Annotated in this window: 17 protein-coding genes; 11 read left to right on the forward strand and 6 right to left on the reverse strand. The window is 69.7% G+C overall.

The features are described 5' to 3' along the window. Positions 1-166: 166 nt before the first annotated feature. From JRI60_RS04260 to JRI60_RS04275, 4 genes are all read left to right on the forward strand, one after another. The gene (locus JRI60_RS04260; RefSeq protein ID WP_204224594.1) at positions 167-547 is read left to right on the forward strand and encodes a helix-turn-helix domain-containing protein; all 381 of its coding nucleotides are present in this window, start codon (positions 167-169) and stop codon (positions 545-547) included. Positions 548-642: 95 nt separating this feature from the next. Beyond that, positions 643-3555: a TonB family protein gene (locus tag JRI60_RS04265; RefSeq protein WP_239470339.1), complete on the forward strand. Its 2913-nt coding sequence runs from the start codon at positions 643-645 to the stop codon at positions 3553-3555. A 166-nt stretch (positions 3556-3721) separates the two neighbouring features. Continuing rightward, on the forward strand, positions 3722-5632 hold the full coding sequence (locus tag JRI60_RS04270) for a sensor histidine kinase (RefSeq protein ID WP_204224595.1): 1911 nt from the start codon (positions 3722-3724) through the stop codon (positions 5630-5632). Positions 5633-5820: 188 nt separating this feature from the next. Next, positions 5821-6273 carry a DoxX family protein gene (locus tag JRI60_RS04275; RefSeq protein ID WP_204224596.1) on the forward strand — a complete coding sequence of 151 codons (453 nt, stop codon included), beginning with the start codon at positions 5821-5823 and terminating at the stop codon, positions 6271-6273. A 70-nt stretch (positions 6274-6343) separates the two neighbouring features. Here the strand turns inward: JRI60_RS04275 and JRI60_RS04280 are convergent, their stop codons facing one another. The 3 genes from JRI60_RS04280 to JRI60_RS04290 all read right to left on the reverse strand — a co-directional run bounded on the left by JRI60_RS04280 (position 6344) and on the right by JRI60_RS04290 (position 8659). Next, a complete protein-coding gene (locus JRI60_RS04280; protein WP_204224597.1) occupies positions 6344-7255 on the reverse strand; it encodes a metallophosphoesterase in 912 nt (303 codons plus the stop codon). Positions 7256-7513: 258 nt separating this feature from the next. Next, positions 7514-8056, reverse strand: a complete 543-nt coding sequence (locus JRI60_RS04285) for a hypothetical protein (RefSeq protein ID WP_204224598.1) — start codon at positions 8054-8056, stop codon at positions 7514-7516. Positions 8057-8209: 153 nt separating this feature from the next. After that, complete coding sequence (locus JRI60_RS04290; RefSeq protein WP_204224599.1) at positions 8210-8659, reverse strand: Fur family transcriptional regulator; 450 nt, start codon at positions 8657-8659, stop codon at positions 8210-8212. 223 nt (positions 8660-8882) lie between these two features. On the opposite strand from JRI60_RS04290, the gene JRI60_RS04295 reads away from it, so the two are divergent. The 6 genes from JRI60_RS04295 (at position 8883) to JRI60_RS04320 (ending at position 16462) form a co-directional block, all read left to right on the forward strand. Beyond that, the gene (locus JRI60_RS04295; RefSeq protein WP_204224600.1) at positions 8883-9269 is read left to right on the forward strand and encodes a response regulator; all 387 of its coding nucleotides are present in this window, start codon (positions 8883-8885) and stop codon (positions 9267-9269) included. Further along, the gene (locus tag JRI60_RS04300) at positions 9250-10152 is read left to right on the forward strand and encodes a hypothetical protein (protein ID WP_239470340.1); all 903 of its coding nucleotides are present in this window, start codon (positions 9250-9252) and stop codon (positions 10150-10152) included. The genes JRI60_RS04295 and JRI60_RS04300 overlap by 20 nt, the downstream gene beginning before the upstream one ends. Positions 10153-10391: 239 nt before the next feature. After that, positions 10392-11426 carry a DUF1521 domain-containing protein gene (locus JRI60_RS04305; RefSeq protein WP_204224601.1) on the forward strand — a complete coding sequence of 345 codons (1035 nt, stop codon included), beginning with the start codon at positions 10392-10394 and terminating at the stop codon, positions 11424-11426. A 16-nt stretch (positions 11427-11442) separates the two neighbouring features. Then, the gene (locus tag JRI60_RS04310) at positions 11443-11952 is read left to right on the forward strand and encodes a tetratricopeptide repeat protein (RefSeq protein ID WP_204224602.1); all 510 of its coding nucleotides are present in this window, start codon (positions 11443-11445) and stop codon (positions 11950-11952) included. A 90-nt stretch (positions 11953-12042) separates the two neighbouring features. Then, complete coding sequence (locus JRI60_RS04315) at positions 12043-13656, forward strand: tetratricopeptide repeat protein (RefSeq protein WP_204224603.1); 1614 nt, start codon at positions 12043-12045, stop codon at positions 13654-13656. A 151-nt stretch (positions 13657-13807) separates the two neighbouring features. Further along, on the forward strand, positions 13808-16462 hold the full coding sequence (locus JRI60_RS04320) for an ATP-dependent Clp protease ATP-binding subunit (protein ID WP_204224604.1): 2655 nt from the start codon (positions 13808-13810) through the stop codon (positions 16460-16462). A gap of 210 nt (positions 16463-16672) precedes the next feature. Here JRI60_RS04320 and JRI60_RS04325 read toward each other — a convergent pair whose 3' ends face one another. The 3 genes from JRI60_RS04325 to cutA all read right to left on the reverse strand — a co-directional run bounded on the left by JRI60_RS04325 (position 16673) and on the right by cutA (position 20218). Beyond that, positions 16673-17653, reverse strand: coding sequence for a TerC/Alx family metal homeostasis membrane protein (locus JRI60_RS04325; RefSeq protein WP_204224605.1), 981 nt, complete (start codon positions 17651-17653; stop codon positions 16673-16675). Between the two features lie 101 nt (positions 17654-17754). Beyond that, positions 17755-19758, reverse strand: a complete 2004-nt coding sequence (locus JRI60_RS04330; protein WP_204224606.1) for a S9 family peptidase — start codon at positions 19756-19758, stop codon at positions 17755-17757. 115 nt (positions 19759-19873) lie between these two features. Next, entirely contained in the window at positions 19874-20218 is a 345-nt protein-coding gene (gene cutA / locus JRI60_RS04335) for a divalent-cation tolerance protein CutA (RefSeq protein ID WP_204224607.1), read from the reverse strand. Between the two features lie 490 nt (positions 20219-20708). Between cutA and JRI60_RS04340 the strand changes: the two genes are divergently transcribed. After that, positions 20709-21875 carry a PilZ domain-containing protein gene (locus JRI60_RS04340; protein WP_204224608.1) on the forward strand — a complete coding sequence of 389 codons (1167 nt, stop codon included), beginning with the start codon at positions 20709-20711 and terminating at the stop codon, positions 21873-21875. Positions 21876-21893 lie beyond the last annotated feature (18 nt).

Raw genomic sequence — 21893 nt, forward strand, 5'->3', positions numbered from 1 at the left:
CGGAGGCCGGGGGACGGAGGGGTGTGAACACTCCACTCTCCCTCTGGGCCGAGCACTCTTAGGGTCCCAGGTTTGACCGACTACCCATCCTGTCCTGTCGCGGGTCTCTGTCCGGCTCTAAGCAGGCGGCCTGAAGGGTCGCCTCAGCGAGGGCCAGAGAACCACCATGGGACAACCGTCGACGGGCAAGCTGGCAGCAAACGTGGGCGAGATCGCGCGTCAGGCGCGGCTGCGTGCGGGGCTGACCCAGGCGGACGTCGCGGAGCGGGTGGGACTGGCGACGGAGGTGTATGGCCGGCTGGAGCGGGGCCGGATGTTGCCCAGTGTGCCTTCGCTGCGCCGTCTGTGCATCGCGCTGCGCATGCCCTCGGATACCTTCCTGGGTCTCAACACCGGGGAGGTGCCCACGTGGGCGGCCGAGTCCGCTCCGCCCGAGGAGTTCGACGAGAGCCCCGAGCTGCGCCGGCTGATGCGCACCCTGCGCAAGCTGGAGGGCTCGCAGCTCAAGCTGATCGGCCTGGTGGCCGCTGCCTTGCAGAAGCGCTAGCGGGCAGGCGGGCCCCCCCGCGGTCGTTCGTGCTTGTCCTGGCATGGGGCGGGCTGGCGTCATGGGCTCCGTCTCCTGTACGGGAGCGGCTACACATGGCGAACGAGCGGCGTCGCATGAAGGCGTGGTGGGGGCCTCGCGGGTCCCTCGGACTGGTCTTGACGGGGCTGCTCGCGTTCACCGCCTCCGCGCAGCCGGTGACGACCGTGCCCCACCTGGACGGAGTGCCCCGGGCCGAGGTCCCCGACGCGGGCCCGGTGCAAACCGAGGTGGACGTCCAGCGCACCGACGGAGGCTTCGCCCTGGAGGGCGCGGGGGACGCTCAGGACGCGGGGTCGCGGCCCCGCTTCGAGCCGCCCGCGCTGATGGCGGACTCCCCGGCGCGCTACCCGGAGGCGCTCGCCGCGCGGCCGGTGGCGGGCACGGTGCAACTGGAACTGCTGGTGGACGAGCAGGGCGAGGTGGCCGAGGCCCGGCTCGTGCGGGGACTGAATCCGCTGCTGGATGATGCCGCGCTGCATGCCGCGCCCGGCCTGCGCTTCACCCCGGCGAAGGTGGATGGCACGCCGGTGCCGGTGCGGCTCAACTTCGAGTACCGCTTCGAGGCGCCCCAGCCGGTGGCGGCCAACGGTGCCGAGCAGCCCCAGCCGCCCGTGACGTTGCGCGGCCTGGTGCGCACCAAGGGCAACCGCCGGCCGGTGGCGGGCGCCACGCTCGTGTCGTTCGCCGCGCGGGACGTGCCCGTGGAGACGGGGCCGGACGGCCGCTTCGAGGCGCGGCTGCCTCCGGGCAAGCAGTGGGTGCGCATCACCGCTCCGGGCCACAAGCCGGACGACTTCTACGAGGACGTGCGCGCGGGCGAGACGCTCGAGGTGGTGTATGGCCTGGAGCCGCTCGTGGTGAATCCCTACGAGACGGTGGTGCGGGGAGACCGGGAGCGCACGGAGGTGTCGCGTGTCACGCTGCGCGACGCGGAGCTGCGCGAGATTCCCGGCACCATGGGCGACCCGTTCCGCGTGGTGATGCTGATGCCCGGCGTGGGCAGCATGCTCTCGGGCGTCTCGTACCCGGTGGTGCGCGGCAGTCAGCCTGCCGCCACCGGCTACTTCCTGGATGGCATCCGCGTCCCCATCCTCTTCCACCTCTTCCTCGGGCCCGCGGTCATCCACCCGGACTTCATCGACACCATCGACTTCTACGCGGGCAATCCCCCCACGCAGTACGGGCGCCTCATGGGCGGCGCGGTGGAGGGCAAGCTCACCAGCCCGCGCGATGACCGGTTCCACGGCAGCGCCTACGCGGACTTCATCAACGCGGGCCTCTTTGTCGAGTACCCCTTCCAGTCCACCGGCACGAACGTCTCGCTCGCGGGCCGCATCTCGTACACGCCGTGGCTCATCGCCCTGGGGGCCAACGCCCTGGGGGCCAGCGGCAGTGACTCGAAGCTGGTGCTGGACTTCTATGACTACCAGGCCCGCGTCGAGCAGAAGTTGGGGCAGGGCCGGTTGCGCTTCTTCGCCTTCGGCTCCTCGGACACCTTCGGCACGAGGGCGACGAGCGATGACGGCACCACCGCGCTGCAGTCCGTCCTCTTCCACCGCGTGGACCTGCGCTACCGCCACCCTCTGGGCGGCGGCGAGCTGGAGGCGGGCGTCAACGTGGGGCTGGATCGGTTCTCCATCGCGAGCGAGAGCGCCGCGAGTGGTGGAGGCACCTTCGACATCGAGCAGCGCAACGCCACCGCGCGGCTGGGCTACCAGAAGAAGCTCGGCGAGGGCCTGTCCCTGCGCTCCGGTCTGGACGTGGACCACAAGCGCGCGCTGGTGAACGTCCAGCAGCGCAGCCGCCCGTCGCCAACGGACCCGTTCGAGGAGCTGAAGATGGACCTGCCGTTGGCGCTCGCCACCTTCAGCGGGGTGTGGGCGGAGGTGCAGTGGGAGAACGGGCCCTGGTCGGTGGTGCCGGGGCTGCGCCTGGACAACTACCACCTGTCCGGAGGCCCCAACGCGTTCGTGGCGGAGCCGCGCATCGCCGTGCGCCGGAAGATGAGCGAGCAGCTCACGCTCAAGGGCGGAGTGGGCCTCTACCACCAGGCGCCCACCACGCTCATCAGCCTGCCCATCATCGACATCGCGGCGCTGGACCAGGGGCTGCAGCAGGCGCTGCAGGTGTCCGCGGGCCTGGAGTACAAGAACCTGCTGGGCTTCGACGTGAGCCTGGAGGGCTACGTCAACCCGATGCTGCGCACGGTGGAGCTCACGCCCTTCGGCCGCGAGGACGATCCCTTTGTCCCGCCGCCCCCGCCCGGCGAGGAGCCGGGAGGGGAGCGGCCGCCTCCATCGCCCGGCACGGGGGGCCGGAGCGTCGTGCGGGGGATGCAGCTGGAGGTGCCCACGGATCCCCTGGAGGGGTTCGAGCTGGGGGACCTGCGCAGCCGGGGCCTGTCGTACGGGTTGGAGCTGCTCATCCGCCGCCCGCTGGGGGGCAACTGGTTCGGCTGGCTGTCCTACTCGCTGCAGCGCAGCACGCGCCGCGTGAGCTTCATCCGCTACGACGAGCACGACCAGCCGGTGGGCCGGGACGAGGCGGACCTGCCCTACGTCTTCGACCAGACGCACGTGGCCAACCTGGTGCTCAACTACAAGTTCGCCAACAACATCACCCTGGGCGGGGTGCTGCACTTCAACTCCGGCCGTCCGGAGTCGGGCAACCTCACCAGCCGCACGCTGGTGGAGGGCACGGACCTCGATGGTCAGCCCCGGTGGGTGCGGGTGGACCAGGACAGGGTGGACCGGCTGCCGCCCTTCTTCCGCTTCGACCTGCGGGTGTCCAAGGCCTGGGTCTACGACACCTTCTCGCTCGAGGCCTACCTGGACATGCTCAACGTGACCATCAGCCAGGAGGTGGTCGCCTTCGACTACATCGGGGGCTACGGCCTGTCGCTGCAGAAGAAGCCCACGGGACTGCCCATCGTGCTGCCCATCCTCGGGCTCAAGGCGAGGTACTGAGCGGAGCGCGCCGGCGCACGTCTGGAATCCGGCACTCGTCTCGTTCCTCCGGGCATTGGCCCGTGGGTCATGGCCGATCTCTGGCGGGCCATGGCATACTCCGCGTCGCACCTGCATCCCCCGGCTTCTCGTGCCGCCCGGGGGTAGAGGTGCCCGGGGGGATGGCATGACTTCATCTTGGGTTCCAGGGCCCGAGCTCGCATGGACGCTCCATGTCGAGTCTCCCATTGCGTGTGTCCTCTTCGAATCCGTGCGGGAAGGCGCGGGAGCGCCGCGCGACTTTCAATGGAGGGCCCTCAACCCGGCGGCCGAAGCGCTCGTGAACGGGCTGGGCCTGGGCCGCGCGCTGTCCTCGTGGAGCGGTGTGGTGGAGGGCCTGCCGGGGTGGGAGGCCCTGAGCCAGGTGGTGGAGGCGGGCACACCCCTCACCTTCGAGGCGCACCTCGGCGCGGGCACGGCGGAGCGCTGGTTCCAGGCGAAGGCGGTGAAGCACGGGGATGGCTTCTCCCTGTGGCTGCTGGACATCACCGAGTCCCGGGTGGAGCGGCGCTCGCTGCGGGAGGAGCTGGAGCGGGAGCGGGCCGTGCGGGCGCGGGAGGAGCACCTGCGGCTGGCGCTGGAGACGGCGCGGATGGTGACGTGGGAGTGGTCGGCGGGGTCGCGCACCCTGACCTGGTCCCCCAACGCCTCCGCCTTCTTCGGGCAGCCGGAGGGAGTGCCGGGTCCCACGACGGAGAGCTTCCTGGGCTGCGTGCACCCGGACGAGCGGACGCGGGTGTCCGAGGCCCTCCAGCAGGGGATGCGCGCGGAGGGGCCCTACACCTTCCAGTTCCAGGGGCAGTGGGCGGACGGCACGGTGCGCTGCTACGAGGCGGTGGGGCAGACGTTCCACGAGAATGGCCGGGCCACGCGGATGCTGGGCGTGGTGCTGGACTGCACCGAGCGCGAGCGGGCGCAGGTGGCGCTGCGCGCGGCCGAGGAGCGCTACCGGCTGGCGGCCTGGGCCACCAACGACGTGCTCTGGGACTGGAACTTCGCCGACGACCACATCCACTGGGGCGAGGCGAGCCACGCCGTCCTGGGCTACCTCCCGGAGGAGATGGGCGGCCTGTCCTGGTGGACGGAGCGGATCCACCCCGATGACCGGAAGATGGTGGTGGAGGGGCTGCACCACGCGGTGGAGTCGGGCGGGGAGTCGTGGACGGGCGAGTACCGCTTCCAGCACAAGGACGGCACGTACGTGCACGTGCTGGACCGCGGGCTGGTGGCCCGTGACGGCAAGGGGCGCTCGGCGCGGATGATCGGCTCGATGATGGACATCACCGAGCGCAAGCGCACGGTGGAGCGGATGCAGGAGGAGGCGCGGTTCCGCGAGCGCTTCATCGGCATTCTCGGACATGACCTGCGCAACCCGCTCAACGCCATCTCGTTGTCGGCGCGGGCGCTGAGGCGGCGCGGTCCGCTGCCCCCGGCCCAGCAGCAACTGGCGCAGCGCATCGAGGCGAGCGCGGAGCGCATGGGGAAGATGATCGCCGACATCCTCGACCTGACGCGGGCGAGGCTGTCGGGGGGGATTCCCCTGAACCTGGCGCCGACGAACCTGCCCACGGTGTGCCAGCAGGTGATGGAGGAGCTGACGATGGCGCACCCGGGGAGGGAGCTCGTCTTCGAGGCCCGGGGAGAGGGCGAGGGGGTGTGGGATCCGGATCGGCTGGCGCAGGTGGTGAGCAACCTGGTGGGCAACGCGCTGGAGCACGGCGCGAGCGAGGGTCCCATCATCGTGCGGTGCGTGGGGGAGACGGAGAGCCAGGTGCTGGAGGTCTCCAATCCGGGGGTACCGATTCCCGGTCACCAACTGACCACGCTGTTCGACCCCTTCCGTCAGGTGGGAACGGGACGGAGGAGCAGCGGGCTGGGGCTGGGGCTGTTCATCGTGAGGGAACTGGTCGAGGCCCACGGTGGAGAGGTGAGGGTGTGCTCCACGCAGGACGAGGGGACGACATTCACGGTCCTCCTGCCGCGGGACGCACGCCAGCCGCGGAGGGACTCGGGGTCGAACCACGCGCACACGGCCTGACGCTCCCTCTCCCTCTGGGAGAGGGTCGGGGTGAGGGTCTTCCCACCCGTTCCCCCAGGAACCTCTCGGGCCCTGGCCCGGTGCGGTGCCATGGCGCATGCCTACCTTCAACGTGGGACTCCAGGCCAACGGCCCGGAGCCCGTCGCCTCCCCGGGTGCCATCATCCGCCCGGGGAAGGGAGGACGTCATGGATGCCCTGGCTCCCATCGGCCGACTGCTCTTCTCGGCCATCTTCATCTTCAGCGGCTTCAACCACCTCACCAACGCGGAGACCATGACTGGCTACGCGCGGAGCGCGGGCCTCCCGCTTCCGGCGCTGGCCATCTACGTCTCGGGCGTGGTGCTGGTCGTGGGCGGGGTGTGCATCCTGCTGGGCGCCTTCGCCCGCATCGCCGCGGCGGCCATCGCCACCTTCCTCGTGCTCGCGGCGCTCACGGTGCACCGCTTCTGGGGGCTGCCGCCCGACCAGGCCGCGATGCAGATGGTCCACTTCTGGAAGAACATCTCCATGGCCGGTGGCGCGCTGCTGCTCGCGTACTTCGGACCGGGGCCCTACAGCGTGAAGGCCCGCTCGAGGGTCCTGGAGGAGCGGCGGGCGAAGCGTCCGCCACCGGTGCTCAGGCCCCACTCCCAGCCGTGAGGGGTCCTGGAGGCGAAGACCCTCACCCCGACCCTCTCCCAGGGGGAGAGGGAGGGCGGGCGCGCGGGACTCAGTGGGTGACGGCCGACTCGACGGGACGCAGGGTGAAGAAGGCCACCTCGGGGTAGGTGCCGCGCCGCAGGTACGGCCCCCCGAAGCCGAAGCCCAGCCCCATGTTCACGTAGAGCTGGTTGCCACGCACGTGGTAGTGGCCCTGGATGTAGGGCTGCCCGGCGCGGCGGAAGATGGCCTCCGTGAGGCCGCGCACCACGAACTGGCCGCCGTGCGTGTGCCCGGAGAACTGCACCAGGTTGGCGTCCGGCGGCAGCTTCTCGACGGTGGGCGGCGCGTGCGTGAGCACCAGGCGCGTGCCCGACTCGGGGGCGCCCCGGAAGGTGGCCTCCACGTCGTCGCGGCCCGTGCGCCCATCGTCGATGCCCAGGATGGTGACCGGCGCCCCGCGCACGTGCACCACCCGGTGCTCGTTCTGCAGCACCGTGTAGCCCAGGCGCTCGAAGCCGGTGCGCAGGTAGCTGGCGTCCACCCAGTGGTCATGGTTGCCCAGCACCACGAAGACCGGGCTGTTGAAGCCGGTCAGCAGCTCGATGACGCGCGGCAGGGGCTTGGGGCTGTGGGTGACGTAGTCGCCCGTGAGGAAGACGAGGTCTGGGTTGCTCGCGTTCACCTCGGCCACCGCGCGCCGGATGCGCACCGCGGACGTGGCCTGGCCCACGTGGATGTCCGACAGGTGGGCGATGCGCAGCCCGTCGTGCTCCGGGTGCATCCCCGGCACGTGCAGCAGGTTCTCCGACAGGGTGAAGTGGTCGCGCCAGCGCAGGCGGGCCTCGGGCCGCAGCGGGTCGGGACTCACGGCCCTCAGCTCGTTGCGCCTCATGAGGTTGCGGTGCTGCCCCTGGGCGTGAACGGAGACCGCCTGGGCGGTCTGGGTGGCGGCGGAGCGGCGGGCAAGTCTCAGGCGCATGCGGTTCCTTCCGTCTGTCGGACGGCTCGAATTGTAGAGGACACCGGCCACATGAGACGAGGGTGGCTCTCACCGCCAGCCTGTCCGCTCACCAGCCGATGTCAGCGGGCGGAAGGTAAAGGCCGGAACATCTGGTAAAATTCCGCGTTTCTTCCGGGGCGCCCGGTGGCCCGGTGGCGGGACGGGCACGGCTCCGGAAAGACGAGGGCCCGCTCCCCGGTGAGGGAAACGGGCCCGCCGCGCCGCGTGTGTCGTGGACTACGGGTTGTCGGTGGGCGTGGGCGCCGGCTGCTGGGTCGTGCCCTTGTCCATCTTGGTGCCCTTCTTGACGCCCTTGGGGCTGGTGGCGTTGAGCTCCAGGGCGACCGCGTCATCGCCGTCGATCTGGAAGCGCGCGCGCACCTGGGCGCCCTCGGGGATGTCACTCACGGCGACCTTCTTGCCGTCCAGCATCACCTGGGTCTGGTCCCTCACGTCCAGGTCCACGTCCGGCAGGTTCAGGTTCTGGCGCGAGAGGGTGATCTCGTCCTTCTCCGAGTTCTTGAGGACGCCGTTGACGTTGAAGGCGTGCGCCTTGTTCATCAACGCCTTCTGTTGATCCTTGGTGAGCTCCTTGTTCTCCTTGTTGGCCTGGGCGCCGCTGGTGCCCGGGAGCACCTCGGTGGCCTCGATGCCGGTGCTGAGCTTGCGGCCCTCGTTGCTCTTCTGCTCCTGCTGGGCCTGGGTGTTCTGCTGGGTGTCCGCCTGCGCGAAGGCGGCGGTGCCCAGGGTGAAGGCCAGTGCGGCCAGTAGCTTCTTCATGACGACCCCTCCTTGTTGTCCATGTCGGATACCGCCGCAAAACGGTGGTACCCGGACGGGCTCACGCCAACTCCGCCGGGCCGGGGCACGGGGCTCCGGCCGCTGGGCAGGCGGGCGGGCGGGACGGGGGCTGGACGGGGACGAGGCGGCGCTCTAGCCGCAGCGGTCACACAGGCCGCGCAGCTGGATGTCCACCGAGCGGGCGGTCACGGCCCTGGGCGCTCCCTTGGCGCTGGTGAGGCGCACGGCCTCCGAGGGCAGGCACGTCACCGTGCCGCAGTCGGTGCAGGTGAAGTGCGGGTGCGTGCCCTGGTGCGACTTCTCCTCGCGCTTGAGCTCGAAGCGCCAGACGTGGTCACCCAGGTCCGCGCGCACCACCAGGCCCGCCTCGGTCAGGTCGGTGAGGTTGCGGTAGATGGTGACGCGGTCATAGCCCTCGTCGCCCAGGGACTCCACGAGGTCCGCGTGGCTCAGCGGCGCGGTGGCGGACTCCAACTCCCGGAGTACCGCCACCCGGGGAGAGGTGCTGCGCAGCCCCGCGGCGCGGAGGCGCTCCTGATAGTCGGCGAGCGTGGGTTGGGGGGCGTTCTTCCTGGCGGCCATCGTCTTCTCGAATAACCCAACTCCGGGAAAGTTGCACCTGACTTGCTCGATTAAAGGTGGACTGTCTGGCATCCTGAGGAGCGTCGTGGTGGCTGTGGCCACCGCGAGGGAAGACCCGGTTGAACGCAGGGTACGAAACTGGCTCAACCCGGAGTCAAATGCAACCACGTTGCAGGCGGTGGAACGGGCGTGACACGAGTCCTGCCAGCGGCAAGGGGGGGAGATGCTACGGGTGCTCGTACTCGAGGACGATGACGACCTGCGGGCCATCCTGTGCGAGCTGCTGTCGCTGTCCGGCGCGGACGCGTGCGTGGGCGTCAGGTCCTTCGAGGAGCTGAGGCACAAGAGCGCCGAGGCGCTCGGATGCGGGCTGGCCCTCCTCGACATCAACCTGGGCGCTGGAGTGCCCAGTGGGCTGGACGCGCACCGGTGGCTGAAGGACGAGGGGTTCGCCGGCAGGACGGTCTTCCTCACCGGGCATGCCCGCTCGCATCCGCTGGTGCGAGAGGCGCTGGAGCTGACACACGTCCAGGTGTTGTCCAAGCCCATCGAATCGAAGGTCCTCCTGGAGCTGGTGGGGAGTGTTTCCCATGGGACCGGAACGGCCTAGGCCGGGCGCGCTCGGGGTGGTGGAGGAGGAGCTGCATGCCCGGGCCTGGCGCGGCACCGTGCTGGGCACGGTGCTGACCGCCCTGACGGAGCTGGCGTACGCCTTCATCGACCACGAGGTGTTCCATGGCGGGCCCCTGCCGGCGCTGCGCGTGCTGCACGTGCTCTGGGCGCTGCTGTTGCTGGGGCTGTTGCTCACGCGCCGGCGGCGGTTGTCCACCGCGGGGGTCGAGGCCTGCTTCGCGGGGGGGGTGCTGCCCTTCCTCCCCCTCTTCGCCCTGGCCGAGCACGCCATGGCCCGCACGGGACTCGTCTGGGTGCCCATGACGGGCCACCGGCTGTTGATGCTGGTGCTCGGCGTGCTGGCGCCCACGAGCCTGTGGCTGGGCGGCGTATTGCTCGGCGCCTTCGCCCTGGAGGCGGTGGTGCTCTGGTACGCGCTGGGGCTCGGCACGCACCCGGGGGTGCGCTCGCCCTGGGAGCCCTGGGTCACCCTCATCTACGGAGGCGTGGCGCTGGCCGTGCTGGCCTACCGGGTGCGCAGCTTCGACATCGAGCTGAAGCTGCGCGAGGCGCGCGCCGAGGCCGAGGCGCTGGAGCGGCTGGCCCGGCTCTTCCTCGCGGTGCGCGACGCCACCAACACCCCCCTGCAGACGCTGGAGCTGAGCATCGCCCTGCTCCAGCGGCGCCACCCCGAGTGCGCGTCCACCACGGACACCATGGAGCGCGCCGTGCAGCGGCTGCGCTCCCTCGCGCAGCGCCTGGGGATCGCCGACCCCCTGGTGGTGTGGCGCGAGGGCGACGAGTCCTTCGACGCCGAGACCGTGCTCCAGCACCTGGAGGAGGATCTGGCGCGCGAGCTCGAGCGGCGGCGGCGGCGCTGAGCCGCACCCGGGCCGCTGATCGGCTTCCTTCTTTCAAGGAAAGTGTGAAATTCCGCTGTCCCTGGACGTGGGGCGGTCTCTAGAAGTTCAAAAGAAATACAGCGAAACTTCTGGAGGTCTGGTTCCGAGAATCATCACGAACTCAGTGCTCTGGGGCACCCACAGAGGGGTGGGGGTCTCCGGAGAGCGAAAGTGCGTCCCGCAAAGGGGCGTCAACCATACACAACGGAGGCAATGCCATGTCGGTCAATGGTCTGGGGGGTGCCGCGAATTTCCCCGCGTTCAAGGCGTTGGACAACCTGGGTCTGTCGAAGCCCATCGAGAAGAACGTTGCGGACATGGTCACCGCCACGGTCTCCGCGGTGGTGGGCCAGGCGGTCCTGAGCGCGTTCGAGCAGGCGTTCAATCAGATTGGCGGCCAGCTCGGCTCCATCCTCGGTGGTCAGACGCCGCACTGCCAGCCGCCCAACCCGGCGGAGTCCGGGCACGCCTCCGGTGGCCTCCAGAAGGGCTCCGACGGCACCATCACCACCCCGGGTGGCTATAAGATCCAGGCCACCAGCCAGTTCGAGTGGAAGATCACCAACCCCGACGGCAAGACGACCCGCATCTGGGGCGACCCGCACGTGGACGAGGGTGACGGTGGCAAGTGGGACTTCAAGCGCGACTCCACCTTCGTGCTGCCGGACGGCACCCGCATCAACTGTGCCACCCAGCCCTACGGCAACGGCATGACCGTGACGAGCGGCCTGGAGATCATCAACGGCAACGACCGCGTGCAGGTCTCCGACATCGCCAAGGGCAAGGGCAAGGTGGGTGACATCACCCAGGACGGCTTCGCGCACGTCAACAGCTTCGGCGGCAAGGACGCCTTCGTGATGGGCGGCGACGGCGACGACTGGACCTTCCAGGGCAAGGAGATCACCGGCAGCAACAACGGTGGCGAGTCCTTCAAGCTGGGCAGCAACATGAAGCCGCTGGTGGACACCACCAAGCCGTTCGGTGGCCCCGAGCAGTGGGCGAGCCAGATCGTCGATCAGCTCTTCAAGCAGATCGAGAACATGTTCAGCCAGCCGACGCCGCGCTCGCCGCCGTTCGTGCCGCCCTTCATGCAGAACCAGTTCCCCCAGGGCCACAACTGCTGGAACCGTCAGGACTACAACACGGGCATCGGCAACACGTTCAAGGACATCGGCAAGATGTTCAACCAGCTCGGGGACCTGTTCAACTTGACCCAGTCCCTCAACCGCCGGATGATGCCGTTCGGGATCTAACCTCCCGGGAGCCTCGATGCAGACGAGCAACAGCATCAACGGGAAGCAGGTCAACGTTCCGCCGCAGATGGCCGAGCGGCTGGTCCGTGGTGAGATGACGGTGGGTGAGTTCGTGGGACTCACCCCCAACACCCTGTACGCCATCGCCAACGTGGGCTACCAGATGTTGCAGTCTGGCAAGCTGGATGCGGCGCTGGTCATCTACAAGGGGCTCGTCGCCGCCTCGCCGTACGACAGCGTCTTCCACTGCCACCTGGCGACGGTGTACGCCGCGCAGGAGCAGTACGAGGAGGCCATCCAGTCCTACACGCAGGCCCTGACGTACAACCGGGGCAACGTGGATGCGCTGGCGGGACGCGGGGAGATGTACCTGCGGCAGAGCAAGATCCTCGAGGCGCTCAACGACCTCAAGGCCGCCGTGGAGGGCGATCCGCAGGCGAAGCGTCCCTCGGCCGTGCGCGCTCGCGCGATGCTGCTGGGGCTGAAGGAGAAGGTGGACGCGCAGCAGAAGGCCGCGCAGAAGTAGTCGCGGTGCTCCACCCTTCGTGATTCACCGGCCGGCGCTCCCTTCCTGGGGGGCGCCGGTTTCGTTTTGGTGCAGTCCTCCCCGCTCTTCATGCGACAGCCCTCCGACGCGAAGCTCTCTCCTGCGCTGGCCCGGGTGCCCGCGTGGGCGCTCGTGCTCGGCGTGGCGCTCGTCGTGCGTCTGGCGTACCTGCTCAGCGCTCATGGCCCCGCCTTCGACGCGCCGCTGATCGACGCGGACTACTACGACTACCTCGGCGAGCGGCTGGCGCGGGGCGAGGGCTTCGACGCGGGGCCCTTCTGGCAGCCACCGCTCTACCCCGTGGTGCTCGGCGGTCTCTACCGGCTGGGAGGACACAGCTTGTGGTGGCCGCGCCTGCTCCAGGCCGTGCTCGGAGCCTTCACGGCGATGCTCGCCCAGGGCGTGGCGCGGCGGGTCTCCGGCAGTCGAGCGGTGGGGGTGATCGCGGGCCTGCTGGTGGCGCTGCACGGGTCGCTCGTCTTCTATGACGGGGAGCTGCTGGCCACCTCGCTCGGCACCTTCCTGGGCACCACGGCGCTCTGGCTGGCCGTGCGCGAGTCCCGAAGCATGGGCACGGCGCTGCTGTGTGGCGTCTGCATCGGCCTGGGCGCGCTCGCGGTGGCGCCGCTGCTGCTGCTCGTCGTCCCGTTGGCGTGGGCGCTCGCGCGGGGGCGCCGTGTCCACGCCGTGCTCTGTGCCTCCGTTTGTGCCGCCGTGGTGTCGTGCGCCACCCTCTCCAATCACTCACGTTCGGGCGAATGGCTGCTCATCTCCGCCAATGGTGGCATCAACCTGTGGCTGGGAAACAACGCGGACGTGGATGGGGCCATGGCCCTCCGTCCTGGCGCGGCCTGGGAGGCGCTCGTGAACGAGCCCGTGCGCCAGGGCTTCCACACTCCGGCTACCCAGGACGCCTACTTCACCCGGAAGGCGCTGGCCTGGTGCGGCTCGCGGCCGCTCGACTGCGTGGGCAATCTGCTGTGGAAGGCCCGGCTGCTGCTGCTGGCGCGCGAGCTGCCCCGCAACGAGGACCTCTACGTCGTCCGCTCGCAGTCCCCCGTGCTGTGGGCCCTCACCGCGCGGCCCGGTGGTTTCGCGCTGCCCTATGCGCTGCTGTGGCCGCTCGCGGCGGCGGGCTGCGTGCGCGTCTGGCGCGAGTGGCGTGCGAGGGAGGACGCACGCGCGGCGCTCACCGTGATGGGGGCCGCCGTCGTGCTCGCCGCTCCGTCCATCCTCTTCTTCGTCACCGGCCGCTACCGCGCGCCGCTCGCACCGGTGCTGTGCGTGCTCGCGGCGCTGGGGCTCCACGCGCTGCTGTCGCGTGCCTCCTCGCGCGCGGTGCCCGCGGGTGTGGCCCTGGCCGTGCTCGTGGTGTCCGTATGGCCCGTGTCCCTGGCGGTGGACGCCGTCGACTTCGAGGCCGAGCTGCACTACGCCGTGGGCGGCCGGCTCGCCCGGCTCGGCGACGACGCGGGCGCCGTGGAAGCGTGGCGGCACGCCGTGCTTCGCAGGCCGGGCTACCTGGAGGCTGGCTTCAACCTCGGGCTCGCGCTGGAGCGGCTGGGCCAGCCCGAGGAGGCCGCCCGCTCCTACGAGTCGTTGTTGCGCTGGTACCCTCGCGAGCCGTTGTTGCACTCCCAGCTCGCGCGGCTCCGTGGCTCCGCGCGAGACGTCGGACCGTGAGGCGCGCCGCGCGGGCGCCTCCGCTCCCGTGCGCGGTGATGGGACCGGGCGAAGCGCGGCCCGGCTGCCCGGCTGCCCGTTGTCTCTCCGCCGTGGTGTCCGGCGGGGTACGTTCCTACCTTCCTCAGGAGGCCCGTGGGAGGGACGGACGATGGTGTGTGAGAACTGCCAGGCTCGGCCCGCGGTGGTGTTCCTCAAGCAGCGGATGGCCGATGGGCCCGAGCGGAGCCTCGGCCTGTGCAATCACTGCGCGAGCGCCATGGGCATGGACTCCAGTAAAGGGGCCTTTGGTTCCCTGGAGAGCCTGTTCGCGCAGATGATGGGCTCCCGCTCTCGGCGGGAGAACATCCTCGCGCAGCTGTCGGAGACGGCCCAGCAGGCGCTGGAGTACGCGGCGCGGCTGACGCTGGAGTGGGGCTATGACCGCATCCGCATCGAGCACCTGCTGCTGGCGCTGAGCCAGAAGGTCCCGGAGATCCGCGCGGCGCTCGAGGAAGAGGGCACGGACGTGGAGGAGTACGAGGTCCGCCTGGCGCAGGTGATGGAGCGCCGTGAGCCCCGCCGCGCCTCGGGCGTGGGACTGTCCTCGGGCATGAAGCGTGTGTTGCAGCTCGCGCGGCTCCAGGCGGCGCAACTGGGGCAGACCTTCATCGGCCCCGAGCACCTGTTGCTCGCCATCATGGCCGAGGGCGAGAGCTTCGCCGCCCAGTTCCTCTCCGACATCGATCCGGACGAGCTGCGGCAGCACCTGCCCGGAGGCGGTGCTCACGGCTCGGCGACCTCCACCCCGGGAGGCCGGGGCGCGGACCGTCTCCCTCCGCTTCTCACCCGCTATACGCGAGACCTCACCGCGCTGGCCCGGGCGGGAGAGTTGGATCCGATCATCGGCCGTGAGAAGGAGATCGACCGCGTCATCCGCATCCTCAGCCGCAAGACGAAGAACAACCCGGAGCTCATCGGCGAGCCGGGCGTGGGCAAGACGGCCATCGCCGAGGGGCTGGCCCAGCGGATCGTCTCGGGCGACGTGCCGGAGACGCTCAAGGACAAGAAGGTGCTCTCGCTGGACCTGGCGAGCGTCATCGGCGGCTCGAAGTTCCGCGGCGAGTTCGAGGAGCGCTTCAAGGGGTTGATGGAGGAGATTCGCGGCCTCGCGGGCAAGGTCATCCTCTTCATCGACGAGGTGCACACCCTCGTGGGCGCTGGCGCGGGCGAGGGCTCGATGGATGCCGCCAACATGCTCAAGCCCGCCCTGTCTCGCGGCGAGCTGCAGTGCCTCGGCGCCACGACGCTCGACGAGCACCGCAAGCACATCGAGAAGGACTCCGCCCTGGAGCGCCGCTTCCAGCCCGTGATGGTGGCCGAGCCCTCCCCCGAGCAGACCATCGAAATCCTGCGCGGGCTGCGCGACTCGTACGAGGCGCACCACCGGGTGAAGATCACCGACGCCACGCTCACCGCCGCCGTGGAGCTGTCCGACAAGTACATCAGCGACCGCTTCCTGCCGGACAAGGCCATCGACCTGCTCGACGAGGCGGCGGCCATGGTGCGGCTGGGGGCTCGCACCGAGCCGGGCCGCATGAAGGACCTGGAGGAGCGGCTGGCGCAGAAGGAGAAGGACAAGGAGGCCGCCGTGGCCGCGGAGCGCTACGAGGAGGCCTCGCGGCTCAAGGGAGAGCTCGAGGCGCTGCGCGCGGAGCTGGACGGGCTGCGCACCCAGTGGCAGCAAGCCAAGGGCGTCTCCGAGCCCATCGTCACCCCCGAGGCCATCGCCACCGTGGTGAGCGAGTGGACGGGGATTCCGGCGAAGAAGCTCCAGCAGGAGGAGTCCCAACGGCTGCTGGAGATGGAACAGTCGTTGCGCCAGCGCGTGGTGGGCCAGGAGGAGGCCCTGCGCGCCATCTCGGAGGCCGTGCGCCGCGCCCGCGCGGGATTGAAGGACCCCCACCGGCCCATCGGCTCGTTCATCTTCCTGGGGCCCACCGGCGTGGGGAAGACGGAGACGGCCCGCGCGCTCGCCGAGTACCTCTTCAACGACGAGCGCGCCATGCTCCGCTTCGACATGTCCGAGTTCATGGAGCGGCACACCGCCAGCCGGCTCATCGGTGCCCCTCCCGGCTATGTGGGCCATGAGGACGCCGGCCGCCTCACCGAGTCCGTCCGGCGCCGGCCCTACTCGGTCCTGCTCTTCGACGAGGTGGAGAAGGCCCACCCGGACGTCTTCAACCTGTTGTTGCAGATACTCGACGACGGGCGGCTCACGGACTCGCGCGGACGCACGGTGGACTTCAAGAACACCGTCATCATCATGACCTCCAACCTGGGCGCCGAGCAGCTCGGCCTCCAGAAGGGCGCTCTGGGTTTCCGGCGGTCCTCTCCGGGCGGTGGGGATGTGGACAGCGAGCGCATGGCCGAGACCGTTCTGGAGGCGCTCCGCGGCCACTTCCGGCCCGAGTTCCTCAACCGCATCGATGAGGTCATCGTCTTCCACGCGCTCGACCGCGAGCAGCTCACCCGGATCGTGGACTCGATGCTGGACTCCACCCGGCGAAAGCTGCACGGGCAGAACGTCACGCTGGAGGTCAGTGACGCGGCGAAGGATGAGCTCGCGCGGCGTGGGGTCGATCCGAAGTTCGGCGCCAGACCACTGCGCCGGGTCATCCAGCGTGAGCTGGAGACGGAGCTCAGCCGGATGCTGCTGCGCGGGACCCTGCGCGAGGGCGAGCGCATCCGGGTGGACTGCGCGGATGGGAAGTTCTCCTTCCACGTGGAGGGACGGGCCACGGGACGGGGGACCTTGATGCACTGAGGGAAGACCCTCACCCTGGCCCTCTCCCAGAGGGAGAGGGGATTCACACGGACTGGAGCACGGAGAGGCGAGACCCTCACCCTGACCCTCTCCCGGAGGGAGAGGGGATTCACACGGTGAGGAACCAGGTTGGACCCTCTCCCCCTGGGAGAGGGACGGGGTGAGGGTATGTCGTGGACTCGGGTTCGGATCCTGAGTGGAAAAGAGGTCTCACGCGTGAACCTCTCCCCCCCGTCCTCCTGGAGACCGCTTGTTCCTCATCATGGCGGCCCTGCGCGACTCCTTCTTGCGTGCGTACAGGCTCGCGCACACCGACAGACCGATGCACAGCACGATGATCCCCACCGAGAGCAATGGCGGGATCTCGAGCCACTCGGCGAGGATCATCTTCAACCCGGCGAACGCGAGCACCGCCGCGAGCCCCCAGTGCAGGTAGCGCAGCTCGTGCACCGTCTTCGCCAGCGCGATGTACAGCGCGCGCAGCCCCAGGATGGCGAACACGTTGGACGTGTAGACCACGAACAGATTGCGGCTCACCGACAGCGCCGCCGGCACCGAGTCGATGGCGAAGGCCACGTCCGACAGCTCGATGGCGATCAGCGCGATGAGCAGAGGCGTCGCCTGCCAGCTGCCGCCCACGTGCTTGAAGAAGCGCGTGCCCTCGAACTCCGTCGTCACCGGCAGGCGCTTCTCCAGCCACAGCACCAGCTTGTTGTCGGACTCCTCGCCGGGATGCTTGCGCGCCACGCGCCAGGCCGCGACGAGCAGAATGCCACCGAAGATGTAGACCACCCAGTGCCAGTGCTCGAGGGCCTCCAGCCCCAGCAGGATGAACAGCGCCCGGAACACCAGGGCTCCGAAGATTCCCCAGAAGAGCACCCCCCGCTGCTTGTCCTCGGGCACCCGCAGGCTCGCGAAGATGACGAGGAAGACGAACAGGTTGTCCAGGCTCAGGCTCTTCTCGATGAGGTAGGCGCCCAGGTACTCGTGCGCGGCGGTGACCCCGTGCCTCAGCCAGACGAACACCCCGAAGGCCAGGCCCACGCAGATCCACGCCACGCTCCAGGCATAGGCCGCCTTCTTCGACTCCCCGTGCTTCGAGTGGTGGGCCAGCTGGTCGATGACGATCATCGCCACCACGAGCACCCCGAAGAGGCCCCACTCCCATGGTGATACCGGGGTTGGATTCATGGGAGGAAGCTGACTATCCAGGGCCCAGGCAACAACCTGGGCACCCGGAGTGTCGTCGGCTCGTCCGCTCCCTCGGTGACGGGGTTGACCCGTCCCGGCCCTCAGCGGCGCGCGGGCTCGGCGGGGGCGGGCTCGAGGGCGAGCGGCTCCACCGGCTCCGCCAGGCTCAGGCCCATCACCTTCGCGTAGAAGGCCAGCTCGCCCTCCAGCGCCTTCTGGATGTCCGCGCTGGTGCGTGCACCCGGTCCCCCTCCCTCGAGGCCGAGCGTCGCCACCGGCACACCGTTGGCGCGCAGCCGCTTCGCCATCTCCTCCATCTGCCGCGCCACCGGCGACGGATCCTGCCGGCCGTGGATGAAGAGCACGGGACTGCGCTTGATGTTGTCGATGTGGAAGTAGGGCGAGCGGTCCTGCAGCAACTGCTTCGACTCCGGCAGGGGCCCGAGCACCTGGTCCAGGTAGTGGGCCTCGAACTTCTCGGCCTGCTCCACCAGCGTCTCCAGTTGGGAGATGCCCGAATCGAAGACGCCGCAGCGCAGGATGTCGCGGAACGTCAGCAGCGAGAGCGGGGTGTAGCCCGCCGCCCCAGCGCCCCGGGCCGCCAGGCGCTTCGCGTCCACCTTGCCCTCCTGCACCAGCCGCAGCGCGGCGTTGGCGCAGTCATCCACGTCCATCACGCCCCAGTTCCCATACAGCGACAGGCGGTACTCGCGGCCGTAGCCGGTGCTGCCCCGGTAGTTGACGTCCACCACCGCGAAGCCGCGGCTGGTGAAGTACTGCACCACCCAGTCCAGCCGCGTCGACGTGGCCGAGGTGGGGCCCGCGTGGTTGAAGATGAGCAGCGGTGGCTTCTCTCCCGCGGGCGCCGTGAAGTCCGGGTGGGTGGGCGGGTAGTACCAGGCGTGTGCCTCGCCCAGCTCCGTGGTGGGGTAGTGCAGCGGCTCGCAGCGCGAGATGTAGCGCGTCAGCTCCTCCGGCACCCGGGTGGACGTCTTCAACACCTGCGGCCGGCCCGACTCCATGTCCAGCCGCACCACCGCCGCCGGGTGCTCCGGCCCTCCTCCCACGAAGTACGCCGTCGCGTAGCCCGCGCGCACCTGCCGCACGTCCGTGTACGGCGTGCTCAGCTCGGCGAACTGGCCGAGCACCACGTCCAACCTTCCCATCTTCCACTGGCCCTGCTCGTTGAAGGCACACACCACGTGCCGCGGCGAGACGAAGGCGTACGTGGACCTACCCAGCCCCCACTGCGCCAGGCCGAACTCCGCCCTGCGCTCCAGCACCGGCACCACGCTGCGGCCCTGCAACCGGTAGAGGTTCCACCAGTTGTTCCGGTCGCTGACGAAGTACAGCTCGCCCTGCGGCGACCACTCGGGCTGGAAGATGGACTCCGTGGTGCCGCCGGCCACCAGCCGCGGGTTGCGCAGCCCGCCGTCCTCGTCCACGTCCGCCACCCACAGCTCGCAGCCCTCCCACGGCATGCAGGGGTAGTCCCACGCGAGCCACGCCAGCCGCCGGCCGTTGGGGCTCAGGCTGGGCGAGGAGTAGAAGTCGCGGCCCTCGGTCAGCACCGTCTGCCGCTGTCCATCCAGGTCCACCGCCACCAGCGAGATGCGTGGCTGGCCCTCCTTCAGGTTGCGCCAGTCCTCGCGCACGCACAGCACGCGGTTGCGCGTGCGGTCGATGACGAGGTCCCCGAAGCGGTGACGGCCTCCCGTGTCCGGCGTGAGGGGCACCGGCGTGCGGCCCGGGTTCACCCGGTACAGCCGCTGGTCGGGGTGGGACCCACCGAGGGCGTGGTTGACGAAGACCACCAGCCCCTCGGACACCGCGAAGGCGCCTCCTCCATGGCCGTACACCAGACTGCGCGCGCTGTAGGCCCCCTTCGTGTCTCCCGCCCCGGGCAGGATGTCCGAGAGCGCCCCGTCCGCGGTGTGCCGCACGATGGTGCGCCGTCCCCGCTCGCCCGGACGGGCTTCCAGCCAGTACACGTCGTCGCCATCGACCGCCACCTCGCTCAGCTCGAGCGACTGGGTGGCGATCAGCTCGGCGCTGATGGGGGACTTCCAGGAACCGTAGGGAGCCTCTCGACTCGCGAGCGTCATGAGCAGGCCTTTCCTTGGGTGGTGCGCGTGAAGGGAGTGGCCCGCGTGTCTAGCACGCCGGGACGACGTATCGGGGCGGGCGCGAGGGCCCCATCCCCACGGGAAGTGTTGGGTTTCACGCACCTCCGCCCGAGGCGCGCACGTTGTCCCGAATCCATTGCAGGTACGGCGCGTGCCCCGCCTCCACGCCCAGCCGCAGCACCTCCGGGCACTGGTAGGGATGCAGCGCCACCACCCGCGCCCGCAGCGCCTCGAAGAGCGGGGCGCGCGACTTGAGGATGAGCAGCGCTTCCGGCTCGTCGTGCACCTTCCCCTCCCACCGGTAGATGGAGCGCAGGCCGGGCACCACGTTGCCACATGCCGCCAGCTCCTCCTCCACCAGCGTGCGGGCGAGCTCCGCGGCCTTGTCGGCCGTGGGCGCCGTCACGAGAACGATGATGGCATCCAGGGTATCGGTCATGGGTCCACACATACCCGCCCGCGCCTGGTGGTGAAAGAGGTGGATGAACCCATACATATGTATGTCTCATGGCGTGAGAGTTTGTGTTGGGGGTAGATCATTCCCGGCGCGCGACATGGAATGTTCTGACTGGTTTAAACACGTTTTTCAAATACTGTAGACAACGGGACAACACTCTCCTGGTAGGTCAAGGTCCGACTGCATGGGGGTGAATCCAGCGTCGGGTCGTGGACGGAGCAAGTCTCTGTTCTTCCAGGGGAAAGAGTGGAGAGGACCCCAAAGTGGGGAGGGAGTGTCCGCTAGCGTCCAAGTACCGGGCTCCTAACCCCTGGGTCAGGAGGCAAGCAAGCGTGGTTTCCCGTATTCCCTTTCATGTGCTTTTCACGTGGTCGTCCTCGATTCCTTGCAGCTGATAGGGAATGGGAGGACCCGTGAGGCGGGGGGGGCCATGTTGAAGACTGTCTCGCGGTGTCATGGGGGGAAATCGAATATGCCACTCGCCTCGCACGCGCTGTCCACGCAGTCGGGAGTGTCCGCGGAGCTTTCCCGCAGGGTGTTGCTCGTGGATGGCGTCAAGGAGTTGCGGTTGTCCCTGACGCCCCTGCTGCGCACGGTGGGCTGCGAGGTGGTGTCGGTGGACAGTTTGATCGCCGCCCGCGTCGAGCTGGGCCGGTTCCGGCCGCTGATGGTGCTGGTGGACTGGCGCGCGCTGCCACAGGACGGAGGGACTGGCTGTGGGGTGCTGCGCAGCCACCCGGTCCACGGGGACGTGCCCATCCTCGTCGTCGTGGGGGAGAACACGCCCGCGGAGCTGCTGGAGGCGTGCGTGCGCAGCGGCGCGGAGGACTGCGTGCTCGGCCCCGTGCGCATCAACGAGCTGCAGGCGCGTCTGGACGTGCTGCGGGACAAGACGCCCTGGTCCGCGCCCCGGCTGGTGGAGCGGCGCACCCCGCGCACCGTGCTGCTGGTGGGCGAGACGCCGGACGCGCACGACGCCCTGGGTCCGCACCTGGAGGCGTGTGGCCACCACCTGCTCCACGCCGCCACCCGCGAGCGCGCCCTGGCCCTGGCGGCCGAGCACGCCGAGCCCATCCACCTGCTGCTCGTGCGCACCGCCGTCACCTCGGCCGAGGAGATGCTGCGCGTGGAGCACCTGCGCACGGACGCGCACCTGGGCCGCGTGCCCACCGTGGTGGTGACGGACGCCGACGTCACGGACGTGCAGTCCTTCGGGCAGGTGTGGATGAGCGCGCGCACCCTGGCGCCCCGCCACCTGCTGGCCCGCATCAACGGCCTGCTGCAGCGCAACCTGGCGGCGCTCCTGGTGGACGAGCGCGTGCCCTTCGTCTGCCCCGTGGAGTTCCGCGAGGTGGGCGGCTACTCGTGGAGCTCCTGCTACTCCAGCGCGCTCAGCCCTGGTGCCCTCTTCGTGCGCACCCTGGTGCCCGCCCGCTCCGGCTCCGCGCTGGAGCTGCGCATCCACCTGCCCACCACCCGCGAGGTGCTCGAGGGCCCCGGGCTCGTCGCCTGGTCCAACGCCTACGCGCCCCGACGCACCGCCTCCTATCCGCTCGGCATGGGCATCCAGTTCCTGGGCATGAGTCCCCGGCGGCTGATGCAGCTGCGCGAGCTCATCCGCTTCAGCAGTGGCGCCTGAGTCCCCCCTTCTCCAACC

The sequence above is a fragment of the Archangium violaceum genome (assembly GCF_016887565.1).
GTDB lineage: Bacteria > Myxococcota > Myxococcia > Myxococcales > Myxococcaceae > Archangium > Archangium violaceum_B.

Bases quoted from the DNA above. Each gene is read 5' to 3' on its own strand.
- JRI60_RS04260 (WP_204224594.1), top strand. From the start codon at position 167: ATGGGACAACCGTCGACGGGCAAGCTGGCAGCAAACGTGGGCGAGATC.
- JRI60_RS04265 (WP_239470339.1), top strand. From the start codon at position 643: ATGGCGAACGAGCGGCGTCGCATGAAGGCGTGGTGGGGGCCTCGCGGG.
- JRI60_RS04270 (WP_204224595.1), top strand. From the start codon at position 3,722: ATGACTTCATCTTGGGTTCCAGGGCCCGAGCTCGCATGGACGCTCCAT.
- JRI60_RS04275 (WP_204224596.1), top strand. From the start codon at position 5,821: ATGGATGCCCTGGCTCCCATCGGCCGACTGCTCTTCTCGGCCATCTTC.
- JRI60_RS04280 (WP_204224597.1), bottom strand. From the start codon at position 7,255: ATGCGCCTGAGACTTGCCCGCCGCTCCGCCGCCACCCAGACCGCCCAG.
- JRI60_RS04285 (WP_204224598.1), bottom strand. From the start codon at position 8,056: ATGAAGAAGCTACTGGCCGCACTGGCCTTCACCCTGGGCACCGCCGCC.
- JRI60_RS04290 (WP_204224599.1), bottom strand. From the start codon at position 8,659: ATGGCCGCCAGGAAGAACGCCCCCCAACCCACGCTCGCCGACTATCAG.
- JRI60_RS04295 (WP_204224600.1), top strand. From the start codon at position 8,883: ATGCTACGGGTGCTCGTACTCGAGGACGATGACGACCTGCGGGCCATC.
- JRI60_RS04300 (WP_239470340.1), top strand. From the start codon at position 9,250: ATGGGACCGGAACGGCCTAGGCCGGGCGCGCTCGGGGTGGTGGAGGAG.
- JRI60_RS04305 (WP_204224601.1), top strand. From the start codon at position 10,392: ATGTCGGTCAATGGTCTGGGGGGTGCCGCGAATTTCCCCGCGTTCAAG.
- JRI60_RS04310 (WP_204224602.1), top strand. From the start codon at position 11,443: ATGCAGACGAGCAACAGCATCAACGGGAAGCAGGTCAACGTTCCGCCG.
- JRI60_RS04315 (WP_204224603.1), top strand. From the start codon at position 12,043: ATGCGACAGCCCTCCGACGCGAAGCTCTCTCCTGCGCTGGCCCGGGTG.
- JRI60_RS04320 (WP_204224604.1), top strand. From the start codon at position 13,808: ATGGTGTGTGAGAACTGCCAGGCTCGGCCCGCGGTGGTGTTCCTCAAG.
- JRI60_RS04325 (WP_204224605.1), bottom strand. From the start codon at position 17,653: ATGAATCCAACCCCGGTATCACCATGGGAGTGGGGCCTCTTCGGGGTG.
- JRI60_RS04330 (WP_204224606.1), bottom strand. From the start codon at position 19,758: ATGACGCTCGCGAGTCGAGAGGCTCCCTACGGTTCCTGGAAGTCCCCC.
- cutA (WP_204224607.1), bottom strand. From the start codon at position 20,218: ATGACCGATACCCTGGATGCCATCATCGTTCTCGTGACGGCGCCCACG.
- JRI60_RS04340 (WP_204224608.1), top strand. From the start codon at position 20,709: ATGCCACTCGCCTCGCACGCGCTGTCCACGCAGTCGGGAGTGTCCGCG.